Consider the following 21319-nt stretch of genomic DNA (forward strand, 5'->3'; position numbering starts at 1 on the left):
ACACATTTCAGCCGCTCCTTTACGCCCTGGGGCGCATGTACCAAAGGAAAATGCCAGAACGTCCACCTGCCGTGAGTACGTTGCGTAGCCTCTGGGTCACAGCCGTACGCCGCGTCGGGAGGGGAATCCGCGTGCCCGGAATCGACGAGTGCCTGCTCGAAGTCATGAGGCTGCCCGGCGCCCGGGGCGCCTCGGTGGTCGACTGGACGAGCGGCCTCGCGCTCGGCACCATCGGCGAGTCCCCCAACGGCGACCACGAGGCGACGGCGGCCGAGACCGCGGAGGTCGCCAGGATGACCGCCGAACAGCCCGCCTTCGCCCACCTGGCTCCAGGGGGCGGAGGCGACCGCTCCGGGGAAGCGCCGAGCACCTCCGTCGAGGACGTCATCGTCACCACACAAGACGGTTACCACATGCTCCGCTTCGTCGAGACGGCTTTCGACAGCAGCGTCTTCCTCCACCTCTGGCTGAGCCGCTCCGAGGGCAACCTCGCGATGGCCCGGTTACGGCTGGGCGAGCTGGCCGAGCGGCTGGTACTGGCATGAGCGCGATAGCCGCCGACCCCGGCGCCCCGGAGACGGACCGGCTCCCGGTCCTCTCCCCGATGCTCCAGCGCCTCGCCGCCGAACGCGCCACCGGTGCCCTGATGCGCGACCGCGGCACGCTCTACCTCGCCGACGGCCAGGTGGTGCACGCCGAAAGCCCCGCCACTCCCGGCATCGACGTCCTCCTCACCACCGGCGGCACGCTGCGGCACGAGGGCTGGTGGGACGCCGTGACGCAGGCCGGGGCCGGGCAGCGGGTCGGCCGCTACCTCGTGGACAGCGGCCATGTGCCGGGCGGCGCGCTGGAGCTGTGCCACCTGGGCGCGCTGTACGACGCCGCGTTCTTCGCCCTCGCCCCGACCGGGACGCCCGCCCGCTTCCGTTACGGGGTGTCCCACTGGATCGGCCCGGTGCGGCCGGTCCCGGTGGCCGCCGTCCAGCGCGAGACGCTGCGCCGACGGGAGCTGCTGGACCGGATCTGGCCCGATGCCGCCTGCGACAGCGCCCCGGTGCTCCGGGCGGCGGCCCACCCGGGCGACAGCCCCGTACCCACCCGTCAGCGCGCCGTCCTGGAGTTGGCCGACGGCGTGCGTACGGCCTCCGACATCGCCCTGGCCCTGGGCCGTTCGGCGTTCCACATCCTGGTCGACCTGCGGCGGCTCGCCGCGGCCGGCCAGGTCGAGGCGGTCCGCGCGCAGCCTCTGCCCGCCACCGCCTCGGCACCCGGCCGGATCACGCTTCCCGAGGTGACCGCCGACCCCGATATCGCCCTGCTGCGCCGGCTCCGAGACGCATTGGAGGCCCTGTGATACGCGCGCTCAGACAGCGTGCCGGGAGGAGACAGCTGATGGTTCCCGAGGCCGAGACGCGCGGTGTCCTCGACGAGCTCCAGCGGTTACGGGCCAGGGTCCCCCTCCTCGCCGGGGCGCTGGCCGCCTCCACCGACGGACTGGTCCTGGCCCACGACACCCCGGGCATCGAGGCCGAGGGCGTCGCCGCCCTCACCGCCGCCGCGCTCGGCGTCTCGATCCGGATGACGGAGGCCACCGGCCGCGGCGGCTTCCGGGAGCTCCTGGTCCGCGGCGAGAGCGGCTACATCGCCACGTACGCCGCCGGCTCCTCCGCCGTCCTGACCCTGCTGGCCGAGGACCGCATCAACGTCGGCCGGCTCCATCTGGAGGGCCGCCGGGCGGGCGCCCGGATCGGCGAACTCGTCGACACCGCCCTGGAACGCGCCGAGCGCACGCCCCCCATGCCCCGTACCGCTCCCTCGCGCGGCGCCCCCCACCGCACGCTCCCGCAGCGCCCCACGTAGCCGCGCCTCCCCCTCCCCCACACGCGCCACAACCACCCACCACACCTATGCCACCCACGCGAAAACGGACCCGGTCAGCGCGACCGGCCACGGAAAGGAAACGAGCCTCCATGGCGAACACCGAAGCGTCACTGAAGGAAGCGATGAGCTCGATCGAGGGCACCACGGGTGTCGCCCTCGTCGACTACACGAGCGGGATGGCCCTGGGCACGCTCGGCGGCGGCAAGGACTTCAACCTGGAGGTCGCGGCCGCGGGCAACACCGACGTGATCCGCGCCAAGCTCCGCACCATGGAGCACCTGGGGATCAAGGAGGAGATCGAGGACATCCTCATCACCCTGGGCACCCAGTACCACCTGATCCGGCTGCTCAAGACCCGGGGCAGCAACGGCCTCTTCCTCTACCTGGTGCTGGACGCGAGCCGCGCGAACCTGGCGATGGCCCGCCACCAGCTGAAGAGGATCGAGGCCGAGCTGGAGGTCTGAGGCCTGAAAGGTCGGACCACTCGCGGGCGAGGTCCAGCGCGCAAAGGTCTGACCTCTCGCGGTGAGGTCTCAGCGCAGAAAGGTCTGACCTCACCGCTGGCGACGCCGCCGCAAAGGTCCGACCTCACGTGCGGCGACGCCGCAAAGGTCCGACCTCACCGGCGGCGACGCCGCGCCCCGCCCGGCGCGGCGTCCCCCGCCACCGGCCCCGTCGTGCGGTGCCCCTGCACCCGCTGCGCGACCGGACTGCCGCGCCCCGCCCAGTCGGTGCGCACCCAGTACAGGACGTCGTCCCGGCGCTCCCGCTGCCCGATCCGCACCGCCTTGGCCCAGAGACCGGCCCCCGCGCCCGCGAGCACCAGCCCACCGGCGCCCGGCAGCGCGAACGAGGACGCCGCCGCCACCACGAACGCGCCCAGCAGCCGCCACCGGTGCCCGCGCCGCCACACCCGTACGGTCACGGCCCGGTCCTGGAGGAAGTCGCCGCGCCCCGCCCGGGCGGCGCCCCGCGCCAGCTCCGCGTACCGCCCGCCGCGCGCCAGGAGCACGACGGCCGCGGTCACGATGAAGAGCGCCGCCCCCGTCAGCAGCCCGATCCGGCGTCCCGTCAGCCCCGGTACGAACGCTCCCGCGGCGGCGGCCACCAGCCCGGCCCACCACAACGGGGCGGCCCCGGCCCGTACGATCACGGCCACTCTCGCCAGCGACTGTCCTCCGCGCCCCACGTCCGCACCCCTCTCGCTCACCCTGCGCCCGCCGGTCCCTGTGCCGGTCGCTCCGGTCGCTCCGGTCGCTCCGGTCGTTCTGCGCGCGGAGATTAGCGGCCGCAGATGAGGGGTGCCTGAGAATCCGCGGAATCGGTGGGCGCGGGGGCCTCGCCGGCAGGCCTCACCCCACGAAAAGGCCCCGAGCGGCCGCCCGTACGTCGAACTCCTCCAGCCGCGCCTGGGCGTCGGGCAGTTCGTCGCACATCGCCTCCAGGAGCACCCGCCCCAGCAGCATCGGCGCGCAGACCGTGTCGAAAGAGAGCCCCGAGCCGATGGCCGCCGGGAGGAGCAGGTCGCTGTGCTTGGCGACCGGCGCGAAGGCGGAATCCGCGACCGTCACGACGGTGAGCCCCTGCTCCCCGGCATACGCCAGCGCCTCCACGCACTCCCTGGGGTGGCGCGGCAGCGCGAAGCACATCAAGGCGGTGGCACCGGCCCGGCGGGCGGAGTCGATCCGGTCCAGGAGCATGGAGCCGCCCTCGTCGAGGACGCGGACGTCGGGGTGCACCTTGGCGGCGAAGTAGCCGAACCCGCGCGCCTGCGAGGAGGCCGCGCGCAGCCCCAGCACGGGCAGCGGCCGGGACCCGGCCAGCAGCCGGCCCGCCCGCTCCACGGGTCCGGGGTCGGCGAGGAGGTCCGAGAGGTGCTGGAGGTTCTCGATCTCGGCGCGGACGGCCTGCTGGTACTCGTTGTACGTCTCCCCCGCGTCCTCCTGCTCCGCGTCGGCGGGCGCGACCTCGCGGAGGTGGCGGCGGAGCGCCGGGTAGCCGTCGAAGCCGAGGGCGACGGCGAACCGGGTGACGGAGGGCTGGCTGACCCCGGCGAGCTCGGCCAGCTCGACGCTGGACAGGAACGGCGCGTCGGCCGCCCGGCGGACCATGCAGTGCGCGATGCGCCGCTGGGTGGGCGTGAGCCGGTGCCCCTCGAAGAGCTGCTGCAACCGCGCAGCGGGGCTGCTCCCACTCATGCTGTCCCCTCGCTGGATCCTCGCTGGATCCGTCGCGCCACGATCTTCGCGCCGCGATCGGCGTCGCGCCACGGTCGGCGCCGACAGATCCATTCAGCCAGGAAGGCTCCTGCATGTCCATATGCAGGGGCGGGAAGCGGGCGGGCGGGTGGCCTCCTGGCCCGGAAATAGGGGGGCTAGCCCCCGTGCCCGGGCCCGCCCGCGCTCGTAACGTAACGGGTATGGAAGCCCGTGACCACGAGATCGAGAAGGAGCTCGCCGCCACCCTCCAGGCGCGCCGCGAGCTGGGTCCGGAGTACGAGTCCGCGCTCGTCGACTCGTTCCTGGAGAGGGTCGAGCAGCGCCTGGACACCACCCTGGACCGCCAGGTCCGGCGCCACCTGGCCGAGCAGCAGGTGACGGCCGCCCGGGACCCCCGATCCCTGCGGCCGCCGTCCGCCTCGGGGGCGCCCTCCGGCTTCGGGGAGCGGTTCGGGGTCGGGGTCGTCTCGCTCGTGCTGGCCGTCCCGCTCTCCGCAATCGGGGTCGTCAACGCGGGCATCGAGGGGCTGGTGGTGGCCTGGATGGGGATCGTCGGGGTGAACATGGCTCACGCGGCGCGCGGCGGGGGCCCGTTCCGGCAGCGGGGGCAAGAGCGGCGCGCCGGTCCCGCTTCGGCCTCGGAGTGGCAGAGCGACTGACTGCCGGTCACAGCAGCCGGGGAACGACCGCGCGGCCGGGCCCACGGGGGGTCCGGCCGCGCGTCCAGGGGCGTACCCCTGAGGTATGTCGCGGGGGCCGCCGCACCCCCGGTGGCCCGGGGGGCGGGACGACGGCGGTCCCCGCGAAGGACGCGGTCCGGGTCAGGGCCGGATGCCCGCGTCCGGGCGACGGTGGAGGTCCGGGAGCCGCTCCGTAGTCCGGTGTCGCCGTTCTGGGTGCCGGCGGGTTTCCCTGCCGACACCCACCAATGTGCCGGAGCCGTGTTAAGCGGGTGCTGCGCGGACGTGACGCGCTCGTACCGTTTTCGCGAAGCCCCGGCCCCGACCGGCCCCGGCCGACCCCGACCGACTCCGAATCGGGTCAGACCTTCGCGGACCCGGCGTCCTTCGCGAGGAATGCCAGCACGTCCTGCCTGCTCACGACGCCCTTCGGCTTGCCCTCGACCAGCACGATCGCCGCGTCCGCACCATCGGCACCGCTGAGCGCGGCCATCAGGTCCTCGACCGGCTCGCCCGAGCCGACCTGCGGCAGCGGGGCCGACATGTGCTTCTCCAGCGGGTCGCTGAGCGAGGCGCGCTGGGTGAACAGGGCGTCCAGCAGCTGCCGCTCGACGACGGAGCCGATGACCTCGGCGGCCATCACGTCGGGGTGTCCGGCGCCCGGCTTCACGATCGGCATCTGGGAGACGCCGTACTCGCGCAGGACGTCGATCGCCTGGCCGACCGTCTCGTCCGGGTGCATGTGCACGAGGGAGGGCAGCGGGCCCTCCTTGAAGTTCAGCACCGCGCTGACCTGCGGGGAGGAGCTGGTGTCCTCCAGGAAGCCGTAGTCGGCCATCCACTCGTCGTTGAAAATTTTACTAAGGTAGCCGCGGCCGCTGTCGGGCAGCAGCACCACCACGACGTCGTCCGGGCCGAGCCGCTTGGCGACCTCCAGGGCGCCGACGACCGCCATGCCGCAGGAGCCGCCGACGAGCAGGCCCTCCTCCTTGGCGAGGCGGCGGGTCATCTGGAAGGTGTCCTTGTCGGAGACCGCGACGATCTCGTCGGTGACCTCGGCGTCGTAGGCGGAGGGCCAGAAGTCCTCACCGACGCCCTCGACCAGGTACGGCCGGCCGGAGCCGCCGGAGTAGACCGAGCCCTCCGGGTCGGTGCCGATGACCTGGACGGCGCCCTTGCTGATCTCCTTGAGGTAGCGCCCGGTGCCGGTGATCGTGCCGCCGGTGCCGACACCCGCGACGAAGTGGGTGATCTTCCCCTCCGTCTGCTCCCACAGTTCGGGACCGGTGGTCTCGTAGTGCGAGCGCGGGTTGTTCGGGTTGGAGTACTGGTCCGGCTTCCAGGCCCCGGGCGTCTCGGTGACCAGGCGGTCGGAGACGTTGTAGTACGAGTCCGGGTGCTCCGGGTCGACCGCGCTGGGGCAGACGACGACCTCGGCACCGTACGCGCGCAGCACGTTGATCTTGTCCGTGGACACCTTGTCCGGGCAGACGAAGATGCACTTGTAGCCCTTCTGCTGGGCGACGATCGCGAGGCCGACGCCCGTGTTTCCGCTGGTCGGCTCGATGATCGTGCCGCCGGGCTTGAGCTCGCCGCTCTGCTCGGCCGCCTCGATCATGCGCAGGGCGATGCGGTCCTTCACCGACCCGCCGGGGTTGAAGTACTCGACCTTGGCCAGGACGGTCGCCTGGATGCCTGCCGTGACGTTGCGCAGCCTCACCAGCGGGGTGTTGCCGACAAGAGTGATCAGCGAATCGTGGAATTGCACCGTGTACTCCGGGATCTCCGAGATGGTCCGGCCCAGAGTATGCGTACGGGCCGGACGATGCGTACGTACGGGCTCCGCCCCGGGAGAGGGAGGCCGGAAAGCAAGGTCGGACACGGAGCGTACGGGCCCGGAGACGCGCGGTGCGATTGGGCGGCGCACTTCACGGGGCAGGTAGGTACATGTAGGGCGGTACGGCGAGAAGGAGGTGGACCGGACTGTGTCGAGAGCGAGGGTGGCACGGCGGATCGCGGCGGGCGCGGCTTACGGCGGTGGCAGCATCGGACTGATCGGTGCGGCGGCCGTCGGCGTGTTCCTGGCGGAGGTCCAGCTCGCGAAGAGGCAGGTGGGCGGCGGTACGGCGCCGGTTCCGCCGAGTGCGGACGGGCGGTACGGGGTGGCGTTCGCCGGCCCGAACGAACCGTTGCGGCTCGGGATGCTCGGGGATTCGACGGCGGCGGGCCAGGGCGTGCGGCGGGCCGGGCAGACCCCGGGGGCGCTGCTCGCCTCGGGGCTGGCGGCGGTGTCCGAGCGGCCGGTGGACCTGCGGAACGTGGCGCTGCCGGGGGCCAGGTCGGACGATCTGGAGCGGCAGGTCTCGCTGCTGCTCGCGGACCCGGCCCGAACCCCGGACGTCTGCGTGATCATGATCGGGGCGAACGACGTCACCCACCGGATGCCCGCCACCCAGTCGGTGCGCTGTCTGACGACGGCGGTGCGCAGGCTGCGGACGGCGGGGGCGGAGGTGGTCGTGGGGACCTGCCCGGACCTGGGCACGATCGAGCCGGTGTACCAGCCGCTGCGGTGGCTGGCCCGACGGGTGAGCAGGCAGTTGGCGGCGGCGCAGACGATCGGCTCGGTGGAGCAGGGCGGGCGCACGGTGTCGCTGGGCGATCTGCTGGGCCCGGAGTTCGCGGCGAATCCGCGCGAGCTGTTCGGGCCGGACAACTACCACCCGTCCGCCGAGGGGTACGCGACGGCGGCGATGGCGGTGCTGCCCACCCTGTGCGCGGTGCTGGGCCTGTGGCCGGAGTCGGACCGGCTGGACGGCTCGCGCCGCGAGGACATCCTCCCGGTGGCCAAGGCGGCCTCCCAGGCGGCTCGCGAGGCCGGTACGGAGGTCACGGGGGCCCGCGCCCCCTGGGCCCTGCTCAAGCACCGCAGGAGGCGGCGTCTGCCCGCCTCCACGGAGACGGAACCGACGGCGCCGCATCCGCACCCGGACGCGGCGCACGGGCACACGTAGGCCCGTCCGGACCGGAGCACCCGGCAGGCCGCAGCGGACTGAGCAAGCGCTTAGAAAAGAGTCGCTCATCACACGGCCTGCCGGGTGACCCGGGCCATACGCCCGGGTAGCTTCCAAGGGAGTTCCGCCTGTCCACCCAGCTTTCCAGCCCTCATGGAGCCGCGTGATGCCCGAAGCCGTGATCGTCTCTGCCGCCCGTTCGCCGATCGGCCGCGCCTTCAAGGGGTCCCTCAAGGACCTGCGCGCGGACGACCTGACCGCCACGATCATCCAGACCGCGCTGGCCAAGGTCCCCGAGCTGGACCCGAAGGACATCGACGACCTGATGCTGGGCTGCGGTCTGCCCGGCGGCGAGCAGGGCAACAACCTGGGCCGCATCATCGCCGTACAGATGGGGATGGACCACCTTCCCGGCTGTACGGTCACCCGCTACTGCTCTTCCTCGCTCCAGACCAGCCGGATGGCGCTGCACGCGATCAAGGCGGGCGAGGGCGACGTCTTCATCTCGGCGGGCGTCGAGATGGTGTCCCGCTTCACCAAGGGCAACTCCGACAGCCTCCCGGACACGCACAACCCGCTCTTCGCCGAGGCCGAGGCCCGCACCGCCGCCCGCGCCGAGGAGTCCGGCGCCGGCTGGCACGACCCGCGCGAGGACGGCATCGTCCCGGACGCGTACATCTCGATGGGGCAGACGGCGGAGAACCTGGCCCGCTCCAAGGGCGTCACCCGCCAGGACATGGACGAGTTCGGCGTACGGTCGCAGAACCTCGCCGAGGAAGCCCTGAAGAACGGTTTCTGGGAGCGGGAGATCACCCCGGTCACCACCCCCGACGGCACGGTCGTCTCCAAGGACGACGGCCCGCGCGCCGGCGTGACGCTGGAGGGCGTGCAGGGCCTGAAGCCGGTCTTCCGCCCCGACGGCCTGGTCACCGCGGGCAACTGCTGCCCGCTCAACGACGGCGCCGCCGCCCTGGTGATCATGTCCGACACCAAGGCGCGCGAGCTGGGCCTGACCCCGCTGGCCCGGATCGTCTCCACCGGCGTCTCCGGCCTCTCCCCCGAGATCATGGGCTACGGCCCCGTCGAGGCCAGCAAGCAGGCCCTGAAGCGGGCCGGCCTGACCATCGGCGACATCGACCTCGCCGAGCTGAACGAGGCCTTCGCCGCCCAGGTCATCCCCTCCTACCGGGACCTCGGCCTGCCGCTGGAGAAGGTCAACGTCAACGGCGGCGCGATCGCGGTCGGCCACCCCTTCGGCATGACGGGCGCCCGCATCACCGGCACGCTGATCAACAGCCTCCAGTTCCACGACAAGCAGTGGGGCCTGGAGACGATGTGCGTGGGCGGCGGCCAGGGCATGGCGATGGTGATCGAGCGGCTGAGCTGAGCCGCAGCGGAGGGTAGGGGTCGCGCGAGGGACGAGTGCGGCACCTGCCCGCAGCGCAGGCGAAGCTCAGCGCGACCACCAGCACGAGCGGCTGAGCTGAGTCCTGCCAGGGCTTTCCTTACGCGCCGCACGGCCTTCCTCACCGCGGGGTGACCGAATCCCTCCGAGCCCCGACCGTGACCGAATCTCCCCCAGGATGTGATCTGCGTCCCGGGGGAGAGTCGTTTTCCCAGGTCACGGCGGATATGGGGGTAAACCTAGGACCGAAAGACCTGTCCATTTCGTGACGTAATGCACTGACAGGCGGTACGGGTACAGGCCAAGCTGATGTAGGAAGTCGGGGGTGTCGATTGAAACCGGGAGTTGTCAGTGAGCGCCATGTCATTTGCCCTGTTGCTGACCACCGCCGCTGCCACGGCCGTCGGCGCCGCCGCGCTGCATGCCGCTCACGGGCTGCGCAAGCAGGTCGTGGGCCTGCGCACGGAGCTGGCCGAGGGGCGCGCTCCCGGTGCGTCGGTGCCGCCGCAGAGCCGTAGTGCCGCCACTCCCCCCGAGGAGATACGCGCGGCCGTGGCCGAGGCGCTGGCCGAGGAGCGCGAGCGTGAGCTGGCCGAGGCGCGTGCCTTCTGGGCCGCCCAGGAGGCCCGTGACGCGGCGGACGCCCCCTCCCTGCTGGGCGGGATGCCCGTGCTGGGTGAGGACGCCCCGTACTACCTTCCGCGTCAGGCCGACTTCGCGGGTCTGGAGTCGCTGGACCTCGAATCGGCCGAGGCGATGGAGGAGCTGGCGGAGCTGAGCGAGCGGACGCTGGCGGAGCACGAGGCCGGTGAGTACGCGGGCGAGTTCGCCGGTGAGTTCATGGACCTTCCGGAGATCGCGGACCACCCCGAGGACTCCCCCGAGCTGGCCGCGGCCCGCCGCCGCCACCCCTCGCACCCGGACTTCGTCCCCGTACAGACGCCGGTGGTCACCGACCACGAGCGCACCGTGAGCCGCCTGGAGGAGCTGGCCGACCTGGCCACCGAGCTCACCGACGTGCGGCCGGGACCGCTGGGCACGCTCGATGTGTACGTCTTCGCCGACGGCACCACGCTCTGCATGACCCCCGGCCACCGTGAGACGGCCGAGCGGCTCGCGGACGCGCTGCGGGCGGGCCGGCAGCCGGTGCTGCTGGGCGGCTCGGGTGTCTCCGGCGCCTACGCGCTGACCTTCTCCTGCGGCGAGGACAACGTCTACATCCTGGCGGACCGCGTCATCGCCTCGTTCTGACCCGTCGCTTCTTCGAGCGGCTACGCGAAAGCCCGCGCCGCCGCTTCCTCGACGTACCGCACGGCCTCGTCCAGCTCACCGGGCGGGGCCGTCACCAGTTCCACGGCCAGATCACGCCCCGCGACGGCGAGTTGGTCGCCCACGGCGAACATCCCGGCGTCCGGCAGCACCCGCGGCTCCGCCCCGGGGCTCTCGAAGCGCTGCGCCCGTACGGCGAGTTCGCGGGCGGCGGCCAGCGCCTCGGCGGCCGCGCCGCGCTGGAGGCGGCTCTGCGGGGCCGAACGCAGCCGGTCGGCGAATCGGTCCACGGCCAGGATCAGAGGCGTCGTATCGAGCACGCGCCCGACCCTACGCGCCCCTCCCGCACGGGTGCCACCACGCGCCTCTCCCGCATCGGCGCAAGCGGAAGGGCCCGCAGGCGCGATGCCTGCGGGCCCTTCCGTCGTGCTTGCCGGCTCACCGGCGCGTCACCGGCCGGTCACCACCGGCCACTCGTCACCGGCCACTCGTCACCGGTCAGTCGTCACCGGTCAGTCGTCACCGGTCAGTCGTCACCGCTGAGGATGGCGACCAGGCGCAGCATCTCGATGTAGATCCACACCAGGGTCACGGTGAGGCCGAAGGCGGCCAGCCATGCCTCCTCGCGCGGGGCACCGTACGCGATGCCGTCCTCGACCTGCTTGAAGTTGAGGGCGAGGATGCACGCGCCGATCACGATGGCCACGATGCCGAAGATGATGCCGAGCGCGCCGCTGCGGAAGCCGAGGCCGTCGCCGCCGCCGAAGACGGCGAACAGCAGGTTGACCATCATCAGCAGCATGAAGCCGATGGCGGCGGCCATCACGAAGCCGTAGAAACGGCGCGTGACCCGGATCAGACCGGTGCGGTAGGCGATCAGCACACCGGCGAAGACCGCCATCGTGCCGAGCACCGCCTGCATCGCGGCGCCGGGGGCGACGTAGACACTGACGATGTTGCTGACGATGCCGAGGAAGACACCCTCGAACGCCGCGTAGGTCAGGATCAGCGCAGGCGAGGGCCGGCGCTTGAACGAGTTCACCAGCGACAGCACGAAGCCGATGATCGCGGCACCGATGGCGACACCGTAGGCGCTGCCCAGGTTCGCCTGGTCGACCGGCATGACCCACCAGGCGATGGCGGCGGCCACGACGACCAGACCGAGCGTCATCGCCGTACGCGTCACCACGTCGTCGATGGTCATCGCGTCGGTGCGCGCGGGCGCCGGAGCGCCGGGCTGGGTGCCCTGCTGGGCGTAGGGGTTGGTGGCGTACGGGTTTGCGGCGGTGCCCTGCGCGTACGGGTTGGCGCCCGTCGTGGCGGCCCCGGCCTGCGGCGCCGCGTTGAAGCCCGCGTGGCCGTTGTCGCGGCTGAACCCCCGTCGCGAGAAGACCGGGTTGCTGCTCCTCATCTCACTCCTCCATGGCCACACTGCGCGGCCTTGCGACAAGAGTAATGGGTAGGCAAAAGAAGCACCCAGTGCCAGAGGAGGATCTTTCTCACCGTCGTCGGCACGGATGGGCACGGCCCGGCGCGGGAAGAGGACGGAGAGCGTCGGCGCGAGGCTACGGACAGGGCCGTTCAGGTCACGCTCCGTACTGTGCGTGGTGCCCGGAGCCGGACTCGAACCGGCACGCCCCCGAGGGGCAGCGAGGTTTAAGCTCGCCGTGTCTACGTTCCACCATCCGGGCGTGCCGCGCGGCTCCGCGTTGGCAACTGACCCTATCCGGGGGCGTCCCCCGATCAGCGGAACAGTGGCGCGATGTTGTCCTATTTTATTGACCGCTTGAGGGACCGTCAGCAAATTCGCGCGGCCTCACCACGCACCAGCAACGGATCCCGGCCGACCGGGCCTCCTGCGGGATTGACGGAAAGTCGCCGCACCCGTACGGCCCAATGCGCCAGGTGCGCGCCAGGCTTCGCCAGGGGGTGCGCCACCCTCGGGATCCGGGGCGTCGGGAACGGCTCCCGTTCGGGGTGCGGGGTCGCCTTCGCCGCCGGAGAGCGGCGGTCACCCTGCGTCACGGGGTCGACCCTCGGATGAAGCCTCAGGGTCGGTGTCATACCCGAGGAGGACGACCCCACCCTTCCGATGCGACTCAAGAGGGCCACGGGAACGGGCTCAGGGAGTGACGACGTCGGGCGATCGGGACGTGACGATGGAGTAGTCCCGAGGCACCGCCGTCAGCGCGGGCCGCGTCACCACCGCATGCATCCGCATCACCGATCCTGGAGCGTCCCTGTGACCACCACCCCCACCGTTCACCGCGCCACCGCGGTGGCTGCCCGCGCCACGGAGCTGTCGAAGGTCTACGGCGAGGGGGAGACGCAGGTCGTCGCCCTGGACCGGGTGACCGTGGACTTCCCGCAGGGCGAGTTCACGGCGATCATGGGCCCCTCGGGCTCCGGCAAGTCGACGCTGATGCACTGCGTGGCCGGTCTCGACAGCTTCAGCAGCGGTTCGGTGCGCATCGGCGAGACCGAGCTGTCCACGCTGAAGGACAAGCAGCTCACCCAGTTGCGCCGGGACAAGATCGGCTTCATCTTCCAGGCCTTCAACCTGCTGCCGACGCTCACCGCGCTGGAGAACATCACCCTGCCGATGGACATCGCGGGCCGGAAGCCCGACGCCGCGTGGCTCCAGAAGGTCATCGACATGGTGGGGCTCTCGGACCGGCTCAAGCACCGGCCCACCGAGCTCTCCGGCGGCCAGCAGCAGCGGGTCGCCGTGGCCCGCGCCCTGGCCTCGCAGCCCGACATCATCTTCGGTGACGAGCCGACCGGAAACCTGGACTCCCGCTCCGGCGCCGAGGTCCTGGGCTTCCTGCGCAACTCGGTGCGCGAGCTGGGCCAGACCGTGGTGATGGTGACCCACGACCCGGTGGCCGCCTCCTACGCGGACCGGGTGATCTTCCTCGCGGACGGTGCGGTCGTCGACCAGATGATGCACCCGACCGCCGACGGGGTCCTCGACCGGATGAAGGCGTTCGACGCGAAGGGCCGCACGAGCTGACGCCGGCGGCCGGCCGGCCCGGCCGCCGCACCGGCTGACGCGTAAGGCCTCCGTCCGCCCGCGTCCCCACGTCCCCCTTCCGGAACCCATCCCAGGACACACAGACATGTTCCGTACCGCCCTGCGCAATGTGCTCGCGCACAAGGCCAGGCTGCTGATGACCGTGCTCGCCGTCATGCTCGGCGTAGCGTTCGTCTCCGGCACCCTCGTCTTCACCGACACCCTCGGCAACGCCTTCCGCAACCAGTCCGCCAAGAGCTACGACGACGTCGCCGTCGCCGTGGAGACCTACGCCGGCGGGCGCGACGAGAAGACCCCCGGCCTCGACGAGGCCACCCTGGACAAGATCCGCGCGGTGGACGGCGTCGCCTCCGTCACCGGCCGGGTCAACGGCTTCGCCGGGGTCGCCGACCCGGACGGCAAGCTGATCGGCAACGGCTGGTCCAACACCGGAGCCAACTTCGCCCCCGGCAAGGACGGCAAGGACGGCGCGTACGACTTCACCCAGGGCACCGGCCCGGTGAGGAACGGCCAGATCGCCCTCGACAAGGACACCGCCGCCAAGGGCGAGTACCGCGTCGGTGACCCGGTGCGGGTCGCCACCAACGGCCCGGTGAAGGAGTACACCCTCTCCGGTGTCTTCACCACCGAGGACGGCGCGGTCAACGCGGGCGGCAGCCTGGTGCTGTTCGACACCGCGACCGCCCAGAAGCTCTACCTGAAGCCCGGCGTCTTCCAGAACGCCACCGTGGCCGCCGCCGCAGGCGCATCCGACAGCAAGCTGCTGGACGCCATCACGCCCCTGCTGCCGGAGGAGGCCACCGCGCAGACCGGCAAGGCCCTGGCGGACGAGCAGGCCGAGCAGATCGAGTCCGGTCTCACCAGCCTCAACACCATGCTGCTGGCCTTCGCGGGCATCGCCCTCTTCGTCGGCATCTTCCTCATCGCCAACACCTTCACCATGCTGGTCGCCCAGCGCACCCGTGAGCTGGCCCTGATGCGGGCCATCGGTGCCACGCGCCGCCAGGTCAAGCGCTCGGTGCTGATCGAGGCCGCCGTCGTCGGCGCGCTCGCCTCCGTCATCGGCTTCGCCCTCGGTCTGGGCCTCGCCACCGGGCTGCGCTCCGCGATGGGCCTGCTCGGCGGCAAGATTCCGGCCGGACCGCTGATCGTCTCGCCCACCGCGGTCCTCTCCGCCTTCGCCGTCGGCATCGTGATCACGATCCTGGCCGCCTGGCTGCCCGCCCGCCGGGCCGCGAAGATCGCCCCGGTCGCCGCGATGAGCAGCGTGCACGCCACCGCCTCCACCAAGTCCCTGGTCGTACGGAACTCGATCGGCGGCTTCATCGCCCTACTGGGTGCCGTGTCCATCGTCGGCGGCGCGGCGACCGGCGGGACCAACGGGCGGTACCTGGTCGCGGCCGGCGCCTTCCTCGCCCTGATCGGGATCATCATCCTGATCCCGCTGCTCTCTCGCCCGGTCATCGCGCTGGTCCGGCCGGCGATCACCAAGCTGTTCGGCGTCTCCGGGAAGCTGGCCTCGCAGAACGCGGTCCGCAACCCCCGGCGTACCGGAGCCACCGCTTCCGCCCTGGCCATCGGGCTGACCCTGGTCACCGGCATCTCGGTGCTCGGCGTCACCCTCGGCCAGGCCATCGACAAGATGACCACGGACAACATCAAGGCCGACTACATGGTCTCGATGGCCAGTGGCGACTCTCTCGACAAGTCGGCGCTCACCGCCCTGTCGAAGGCGGACGGCGTCTCCGCGCTCTCCCCGCAGCAGGCGTCCTCCCTCCAGGTGGACGGGGAGTACCACTCCGCCTCCGGTGTCACCCCGGGCGACGTGGAGAAGGTCTTCTCGCTGGACACGGTCTCCGGCTCGCTCGCCTCGCTGAAGGACGGCCAGGTCGCCGTCGGCTCCAAGACGGCGAAGTCGAACGGCTGGAAGACCGGCGACACCCTCCCCGTGACGTTCGACGACGAGAAGAAGGGCAAGGTCACGATCGGGGCGCTCTACAAGGAGAACGAGTTCCTCTCGCCCTTCGTGATCCCCAAGGACCTCGCCGACCGGCACAGCGCCTCCTCCCGCCCCGAGATCCGCGAGATCTGGATCAAGACGGACGGCGGCGCGAGCGAGGCCAACGAGAAGGCCGTCGTGGACGCGCTCGGCGACAACCCGGCGATGAGCGTCATGGACCGGCAGGACATCCGTGACATGTTCGGAGGCTTCATCAACACCGCGCTGAACATCATGTACGGGCTGCTCGCCATGGCCCTGCTGATCGCCGTCCTCGGGGTCGTCAACACCCTCGCGATGTCAGTGTTCGAGCGTCAGCAGGAGATCGGCATGCTGCGGGCGATCGGCCTCGACCGCGGCCAGGTGAAGCGGATGATCCGTCTGGAGGCCGTCGTCATCTCGGTCTTCGGCGCGGTGATCGGGGTCGGCCTCGGGGTCTTCCTCGGCTGGGCGATCGGCCAGACCCTGGCCGCCGACATCCCCGGCTACGCCCTGGTCATCCCGTGGGACCGCCTCGCGGTCTTCCTGGCCCTGGCCGGCCTGGTGGGCGTCCTCGCCTCGCTGTGGCCCGCCCGCAGCGCCGCGAAGCTCAACATGCTGACGGCGATCAAGACCGAGTAGCCGGGTCCCGGGGACCGGGACGACAAGGGACGGCAAGGGACGACGAGGGGCCGGTGCACCGCTGGAGAAGCGGTGCACCGGCCCCTCGCCCGTACCACCGGCGTACGTCTGACAGAGGTAGGTACTACAGAGGTACGCGTACGGGTCAGCCGTCGGCCCCCACCGCCTCCTCCGTCCAGGCGCGGGTGCGCAGCGGCAGCCGGGAGGAGCCGCCCTCCAGCGGGCGCACCGCGAGGATCTGGTTGACGCCGATCTTGTTGTGCTCGAAGGAGAGCGCGGAGGCGGCCATGTAGAGCCGCCAGACCCTGGCCCGGCCCGGGGAGGTGGCGCGTACCGCCTGCTCCCAGTGGCGCTCCAGGTTGGCCACCCAGCGGCGCAGGGTCAGCGCGTAGTGCTCGCGGATCGCCTCCACGTCCCGGGCCTCGAACCCGGCCTCCTCCAGGGTGGCCAGGGTGTGGCCGAGGGGGGCGAGTTCGCCGTCGGGGAAGACGTAGGAGTCGATGAACGCGTCGATGCGGTAGGCGTCCTCGTCCCGCTCGGGGCGGCGGGCGATCTGGTGGTTCAGCAGCCGTCCGCCGGGCTTGAGGAGGGCGTAGAGGTCTTCGGCGTACTCGCGGTAGCGGACCGAGCCGACGTGCTCGGCCATGCCGATCGAGGAGATCGCGTCGTACGGTCCGTCGTGGACGTCCCGGTAGTCCTGGACGCGGATCTCGATCCGGTCGGTCAGCCCCGCCTCGGCGATGCGCTTGCGGGCGTGGGTGGCCTGTTCCTGGGAGAGGGTGATGCCGGTGACCTGTGCCCCGTACTCACGGGCGGCGTGGATGGCCATGGAGCCCCAGCCGCAGCCGACGTCCAGGAGGCGGTCGCCCTCCTTCAGGGCGAGCTTGCGGCAGACCAGGTCGAGCTTGTCGCGCTGGGCGTCCTCCAGGGTCCCGCCGTCCTGCCAGTAGGCGCAGGAGTAGACCATGGACGGGCCGAGGACCAGGGCGTAGAAGTCGTTGCCCACGTCGTAGTGGTGGCTGATGGCCTCCTTGTCCCGCCGCTTGGTGTGCAGCGGGCCGGTGCGGCGGCGGACCTCCTCGACGGGCGGGGCGGGCGGCGGCCAGGGGCCGGCCAGCCGGAGGAGGCCGGCCGCGAAGGCGCGGACGGCGGGGTCGCGGACCGGGTGGACGGCGTCCTTGGCGTCGGCGCCCCGGTCCCACAGGAGCCCGGCGATCCGGTCGAGCACCTCGTACAGATCGCCCTCGACATCGATCTCCCCGGCCACCCAGGCGCGGGCCAGGCCCAGTTCGCCGGGCTTCCACAGGAGTCTGCGCAGGGCGCGACGGTGGCGGATCACGAGGACGGGGGCGCCGGGCGGACCCGATTCGCTGCCGTCCCAGGCCCGGATGCGGACCGGCAGGGGTTCCGAGAGCAGCTCTTCGGCGAGAGCGGTCAGCCGCGATGCGGCGCGTGCCATGGCGCACACCTCCGTGGTGGTGTTCCCGACAAACACAACAAGCCCGATGCGTACATACATGCCCATAGTCCCGCCGTGGCGGGGATCGGTGCCATGACGAGGTACGTCTGTGTCAACTCTCCCTCCACGCTCCGTCATCCCGCTACGGGGCAACGAAAGGGCAAAAGCCTTCCGAGGGGGAGCGGACACGGCCACGGATAAGCCGTCACGGATACGCCGAAGGGGCCGTCCGCACCACGGATGGCGGACGGCCCCTTCGGGCGTCGTACGGTGCGCTCCCCGCGGAGCGCTTCACCGGGGAGTCAGGAGGCCTTGGCCTTCTCGCCCTCGGGCTTGGCGGCGACGGCCGGAGCCGGGGCCGGCTTGGCGGCCTCGTAGAACTCCTCGCGCGGCGTCTCCATGGCGCCGAGCGAGACGACCTCGCGCTTCAGGAAGACCGCGAGGGTCCAGTCGGCGAAGATCCGGATCTTACGGTTCCAGGTCGGCATCGCCATGCCGTGGTAGCCACGGTGCATGTACCAGGCGAGACGGCCCTTGAGCTTGATCTTCACCTTGCCCATGACGATCATCGCGACGCCCTTGTGCAGGCCGAGACCGGCGACCGCACCCTTGTTGGCGTGGCTGTACTCCTTCTGCGGGAAGCCCCGCATACCGGAGATCACGTTGTCGCCGAGGACCTTCGCCTGACGCAGCGCGTGCTGGGCGTTGGGCGGGCACCAGGCGTTCGGGTTGCCGGCGCGGCGGCCGACCATGTCCGGCACCTGGGCGTTGTCGCCCGCGGCCCAGATGTAGTCGGTGCCCTGCACCTGGAGCTTCTCGGAGGTGTCCACGTGGCCGCGGGGGCCGAGCGGCAGGCCGAAGCGGGCGAGCGCCGGGTTCGGCTTCACACCGGCGGTCCACACGATGGTGCTGGAGTCGACCTCCAGGCCGTTCTTGAGCACCACGTGGCCGTCGACGCAGGAGTCCATGGAGGTGGAGAGGTAGATCTCCACGCCGCGGCTCTCCAGGTGCTCCTTGCCGTAGGAGCCCAGCTTCGGGCCGACCTCGGGAAGGATCTTGTCGGCGGCGTCGACCAGGATGAAGCGCATGTCCTCGCGCTTCACGTTGGTGTAGTACTTCGCCGCGTCGCGGGCCATGTCCTCGACCTCGCCGATGGTCTCCGCGCCGGCGAAGCCGCCGCCCACGAAGACGAACGTCAGCGCCTTGCGGCGGACGTCCTCATCGGTCGTGGAGTCAGCCTTGTCGAGCTGCTCCAGGACGTGGTTGCGCAGGCCGATGGCCTCCTCGATGCCCTTCATGCCGATGCCCTGCTCGGCGAGGCCGGGGATCGGGAAGGTACGGGAGACCGCGCCCATCGCGATGACCAGGTAGTCGAAGGGCAGCTCGTAGGCCTCGCCGACGAGCGGCGCGACCGTGGCGACCTTGCGGTCCTGGTCGATGGTCGTGACACGACCGGTGAGAACCTCAGCCTTGGGCAGCACGCGTCGCAGCGGGACGACGACATGCCGAGGCGAGATGCTGCCTGCGGCAGCTTCGGGGAGGAAGGGCTGGTACGTCATGTACGACCGCGGGTCGACGACCGTGACGGTCGCCTCTCCGTATCGCATCTTCTTCAGAATGCGACGAGCTGCGTACAGGCCTACGTACCCACCGCCTACAACGAGGATCCTGGGACGCTCCGTGGTGCTCATGCCATCGAGTATCCACCTCCCCTCAGGGGGGTGCTCGTGAGCCCCTTCACAAGGATTCACCCACCCTCTGCTACACTTCGCCGCCCACGTGACCCAGGTCATGACCCTACAGGGGAACCGCAACGCCCCGGGAAACGTTCCTGACCGCCTGTGAGCTGGCCCTTGGCCCTCCTGGAGTGCCGCGACGGCACCCCTTTTCACGCCCGCGCAACACCCCTGGAACGTGCCCGTACGCCTTCCACGAGGCCCCTCATATGACCCGGGCGGCCCTTGAGGGGGCGAACTTCGCCCAAGAGGGCCGAATTCCTTGTGAAGAAGTTCACGAACTTTCTCGCGCCGCCTCTCCGGAAGGGTCCCCCGAGCGGCCCAGCAGGGCCTCGGGGCGGCTCAAAGGTGCAGGTGACGCTGCGGCTGAGCGGGCAGGAGGCGGGGCACGGCACGGACGTAGAGCACCATGCCGACGACCTCGACGAGGGTCTGCGTGACCACCACGACGGCGGCGATCGCGTACGCGTCGGGGAGGGCCAGCGCGAGGGGAAGCACCACCAGGGAGTTACGCGTCGCCCCACTGAAGACCACCGCCCGCCCGCCGGGCACGTCCAGCCGGAACAGCCGGGCCACCGCCTTCCCGGCGAAGGCCATCACCACCAGGAACGCGGCGTAGAAGGGCACGACGGCGGCGACATCGGCGAGGTTCCCGCCCACCTTCGGCACCTGCGACGCGACGACGACCAGCAGGGTCGCGGCCATCAGCGGGACCATCGTCGTGGTCGCCGCGTCCGACACCTTCCGCCCGCTCTCCCGCCGCCCCGCCCAGGCCTGAAGCCCCCAGGCCAGCGCGAGCGGGATGACGATGAGGAAGACGAACGCCTCCAGGAACGGTCCGGCCTCCACGATGTCGGCGAGCCCGGAGCCGAGGAACGCGTACAGGAACACCGGAAGCAGCACCATCTGCGCGACCAGCAGGACCGGGGTCACGGCGAGCAGTCGGCGGGCCGACCCCCCGGCGAGCCCGCTGAAGACGATCACGTAGTCGACGCACGGACAGAGCAGCACGAGCAGCACCCCGAGCCGCACCGCCCGGTCGACCGGCAGGAACGTGAACAGCGCGGCGACGACGAGGGGCACCACGACGAAGTTCACCACCAGCGCGGCGGAGAGGAACCGCCCGTCGCGCAGCGAGCGCAGCAGCTCGGCCGCCGGGACCTGAAGAAAGGTCACGAACAGGAGCGCGCCCAGGACGGGGTTGATGAGGTGCTCAAGACCCGGCCCGAAAGAAGGCGCCGCGCGACCGAGAAGGGCGCCGAGGGTCATCGCGGCGAGATAGACGGCCACTTGGTGGTGTTCCATCCGCTCGACGGCCCCACGCGGCGTGTCGGTTTCGGTCATGTCGTGCGCCCCCAGCGGACTGTTACGCGGCGCTCCAGGCGATCCCGTCCAGGATGTCGTGCTCGCTGACGACGACCTCGTGCGCGTGTACACGAATACGCGTACACTGTGTTCATGGCCGAGAGCATTGTGACTGTACGGGAAGCCCGCGCGCACCTGGCGGACCACATCAACTCCGCCGAGACGGGCACACCCACGGTGATCACCCGCAACGGCGAGCCCGTGGCCGCGCTGGTACCGATCGCGGACTTCGATGCGCTGGAGGAAGCCGCCGACGTCCTGCTCGCCCGAGAAGCGGAAACGGTCCTGGCCGAGGGCGGCCCGACCGTGACCATGGCGGAGCTGTTGGCGGACCTGTTCACCGAGCGCGCCGAAGGCGCGGCGTGAAGTACGCGTTCCGGTTCACCGCCGCGGCACAACGACAGCTCCGGGCCATCGACCGGCCCGCCGCCATGCGCATCCTCGCCGCGCTGACAGCCCTCGGCGACGACCCGTACCGCGAGGACGCCGACATCAAGAAGCTCACCGGCCCGTCAGAGCTCTACCGGCTCCGGGTGGGCAGCTACCGGGTGGCCTACCAGGTGGAGGACGGCGAGCTGATCATTCTCGTCGTCAAGGTCGGCAACCGGCGGGACGTCTACCGGTCCTTGTGAGAGCCGGC

General features: G+C 71.2%; 20 protein-coding genes and 1 tRNA gene. 12 read left to right on the forward strand and 9 right to left on the reverse strand.

Going from position 1 to position 21319, the window contains the following annotated elements; translation table 11 throughout:
* Positions 1-131: 131 nt before the first annotated feature.
* The 4 genes from ACFWRT_RS20570 to ACFWRT_RS20585 all read left to right on the forward strand — a co-directional run bounded on the left by ACFWRT_RS20570 (position 132) and on the right by ACFWRT_RS20585 (position 2345).
* Entirely contained in the window at positions 132-545 is a 414-nt protein-coding gene (locus ACFWRT_RS20570) for a hypothetical protein (protein ID WP_380955517.1), read from the forward strand.
* The gene (locus ACFWRT_RS20575) at positions 542-1354 is read left to right on the forward strand and encodes a transcriptional regulator (protein WP_380955516.1); all 813 of its coding nucleotides are present in this window, start codon (positions 542-544) and stop codon (positions 1352-1354) included. Before ACFWRT_RS20570 ends, ACFWRT_RS20575 begins: the two co-directional genes overlap by 4 nt.
* Positions 1355-1392: 38 nt before the next feature.
* On the forward strand, positions 1393-1860 hold the full coding sequence (locus ACFWRT_RS20580) for a roadblock/LC7 domain-containing protein (protein WP_380955515.1): 468 nt from the start codon (positions 1393-1395) through the stop codon (positions 1858-1860).
* Between the two features lie 110 nt (positions 1861-1970).
* On the forward strand, positions 1971-2345 hold the full coding sequence (locus ACFWRT_RS20585) for a hypothetical protein (protein WP_317820545.1): 375 nt from the start codon (positions 1971-1973) through the stop codon (positions 2343-2345).
* Positions 2346-2500: 155 nt separating this feature from the next.
* On the opposite strand, the gene ACFWRT_RS20590 is transcribed toward ACFWRT_RS20585, so the two are convergent.
* Together ACFWRT_RS20590 and ACFWRT_RS20595 are read right to left on the reverse strand one after the other, a co-directional pair.
* On the reverse strand, positions 2501-3040 hold the full coding sequence (locus tag ACFWRT_RS20590) for a hypothetical protein (RefSeq protein WP_380955514.1): 540 nt from the start codon (positions 3038-3040) through the stop codon (positions 2501-2503).
* A gap of 193 nt (positions 3041-3233) precedes the next feature.
* Positions 3234-4079, reverse strand: coding sequence for a MurR/RpiR family transcriptional regulator (locus ACFWRT_RS20595; protein ID WP_380955513.1), 846 nt, complete (start codon positions 4077-4079; stop codon positions 3234-3236).
* Positions 4080-4300: 221 nt separating this feature from the next.
* Here ACFWRT_RS20595 and ACFWRT_RS20600 point away from each other — a divergent pair, with 221 nt between their 5' ends.
* Positions 4301-4759 (forward strand): hypothetical protein, encoded by a 459-nt coding sequence (locus ACFWRT_RS20600; RefSeq protein WP_380955511.1) that lies wholly within the window; start codon positions 4301-4303, stop codon positions 4757-4759.
* A gap of 382 nt (positions 4760-5141) precedes the next feature.
* Here the strand turns inward: ACFWRT_RS20600 and ACFWRT_RS20605 are convergent, their stop codons facing one another.
* Entirely contained in the window at positions 5142-6548 is a 1407-nt protein-coding gene (locus ACFWRT_RS20605; RefSeq protein WP_380955510.1) for a cystathionine beta-synthase, read from the reverse strand.
* Positions 6549-6780: 232 nt separating this feature from the next.
* Between ACFWRT_RS20605 and ACFWRT_RS20610 the strand changes: the two genes are divergently transcribed.
* The 3 genes from ACFWRT_RS20610 (at position 6781) to ACFWRT_RS20620 (ending at position 10447) form a co-directional block, all read left to right on the forward strand.
* Positions 6781-7791 (forward strand): SGNH/GDSL hydrolase family protein, encoded by a 1011-nt coding sequence (locus ACFWRT_RS20610; protein ID WP_380955530.1) that lies wholly within the window; start codon positions 6781-6783, stop codon positions 7789-7791.
* A 166-nt stretch (positions 7792-7957) separates the two neighbouring features.
* Positions 7958-9178: an acetyl-CoA C-acetyltransferase gene (locus tag ACFWRT_RS20615; protein WP_128844858.1), complete on the forward strand. Its 1221-nt coding sequence runs from the start codon at positions 7958-7960 to the stop codon at positions 9176-9178.
* 378 nt (positions 9179-9556) lie between these two features.
* Positions 9557-10447 (forward strand): hypothetical protein, encoded by an 891-nt coding sequence (locus tag ACFWRT_RS20620; RefSeq protein ID WP_380955509.1) that lies wholly within the window; start codon positions 9557-9559, stop codon positions 10445-10447.
* 20 nt (positions 10448-10467) lie between these two features.
* Here the strand turns inward: ACFWRT_RS20620 and ACFWRT_RS20625 are convergent, their stop codons facing one another.
* The 3 genes from ACFWRT_RS20625 to ACFWRT_RS20635 all read right to left on the reverse strand — a co-directional run bounded on the left by ACFWRT_RS20625 (position 10468) and on the right by ACFWRT_RS20635 (position 12156).
* Positions 10468-10785, reverse strand: coding sequence for a hypothetical protein (locus ACFWRT_RS20625; protein ID WP_380955507.1), 318 nt, complete (start codon positions 10783-10785; stop codon positions 10468-10470).
* A gap of 206 nt (positions 10786-10991) precedes the next feature.
* On the reverse strand, positions 10992-11876 hold the full coding sequence (locus ACFWRT_RS20630) for a Bax inhibitor-1/YccA family protein (protein WP_109978066.1): 885 nt from the start codon (positions 11874-11876) through the stop codon (positions 10992-10994).
* Between the two features lie 194 nt (positions 11877-12070).
* A tRNA-Leu gene (locus ACFWRT_RS20635) sits at positions 12071-12156 on the reverse strand.
* A 551-nt stretch (positions 12157-12707) separates the two neighbouring features.
* Between ACFWRT_RS20635 and ACFWRT_RS20640 the strand changes: the two genes are divergently transcribed.
* Both ACFWRT_RS20640 and ACFWRT_RS20645 read left to right on the forward strand, forming a co-directional pair.
* Entirely contained in the window at positions 12708-13478 is a 771-nt protein-coding gene (locus tag ACFWRT_RS20640; RefSeq protein WP_380955505.1) for an ABC transporter ATP-binding protein, read from the forward strand.
* Between the two features lie 106 nt (positions 13479-13584).
* Positions 13585-16119: an ABC transporter permease gene (locus ACFWRT_RS20645; protein WP_380955503.1), complete on the forward strand. Its 2535-nt coding sequence runs from the start codon at positions 13585-13587 to the stop codon at positions 16117-16119.
* 145 nt (positions 16120-16264) lie between these two features.
* Here ACFWRT_RS20645 and ACFWRT_RS20650 read toward each other — a convergent pair whose 3' ends face one another.
* The 3 genes from ACFWRT_RS20650 to ACFWRT_RS20660 form a co-directional block, all read right to left on the reverse strand.
* The gene (locus ACFWRT_RS20650; RefSeq protein WP_380953014.1) at positions 16265-17578 is read right to left on the reverse strand and encodes a class I SAM-dependent methyltransferase; all 1314 of its coding nucleotides are present in this window, start codon (positions 17576-17578) and stop codon (positions 16265-16267) included.
* A gap of 302 nt (positions 17579-17880) precedes the next feature.
* Positions 17881-19269 carry an NAD(P)/FAD-dependent oxidoreductase gene (locus tag ACFWRT_RS20655; protein ID WP_380947298.1) on the reverse strand — a complete coding sequence of 463 codons (1389 nt, stop codon included), beginning with the start codon at positions 19267-19269 and terminating at the stop codon, positions 17881-17883.
* Positions 19270-19656: 387 nt separating this feature from the next.
* Positions 19657-20658, reverse strand: a complete 1002-nt coding sequence (locus tag ACFWRT_RS20660; protein WP_380953013.1) for an arsenic resistance protein — start codon at positions 20656-20658, stop codon at positions 19657-19659.
* 114 nt (positions 20659-20772) lie between these two features.
* Between ACFWRT_RS20660 and ACFWRT_RS20665 the strand changes: the two genes are divergently transcribed.
* On the forward strand, positions 20773-21045 hold the full coding sequence (locus ACFWRT_RS20665) for a type II toxin-antitoxin system Phd/YefM family antitoxin (RefSeq protein WP_380953012.1): 273 nt from the start codon (positions 20773-20775) through the stop codon (positions 21043-21045).
* A complete protein-coding gene (locus tag ACFWRT_RS20670; protein ID WP_380953011.1) occupies positions 21042-21311 on the forward strand; it encodes a type II toxin-antitoxin system RelE family toxin in 270 nt (89 codons plus the stop codon). Before ACFWRT_RS20665 ends, ACFWRT_RS20670 begins: the two co-directional genes overlap by 4 nt.
* Positions 21312-21319 lie beyond the last annotated feature (8 nt).

Origin of the sequence: Streptomyces cyaneofuscatus (genome assembly GCF_042718795.1) — a bacterium.
Classification (GTDB): Bacteria; Actinomycetota; Actinomycetes; order Streptomycetales; family Streptomycetaceae; genus Streptomyces; species Streptomyces cyaneofuscatus_A.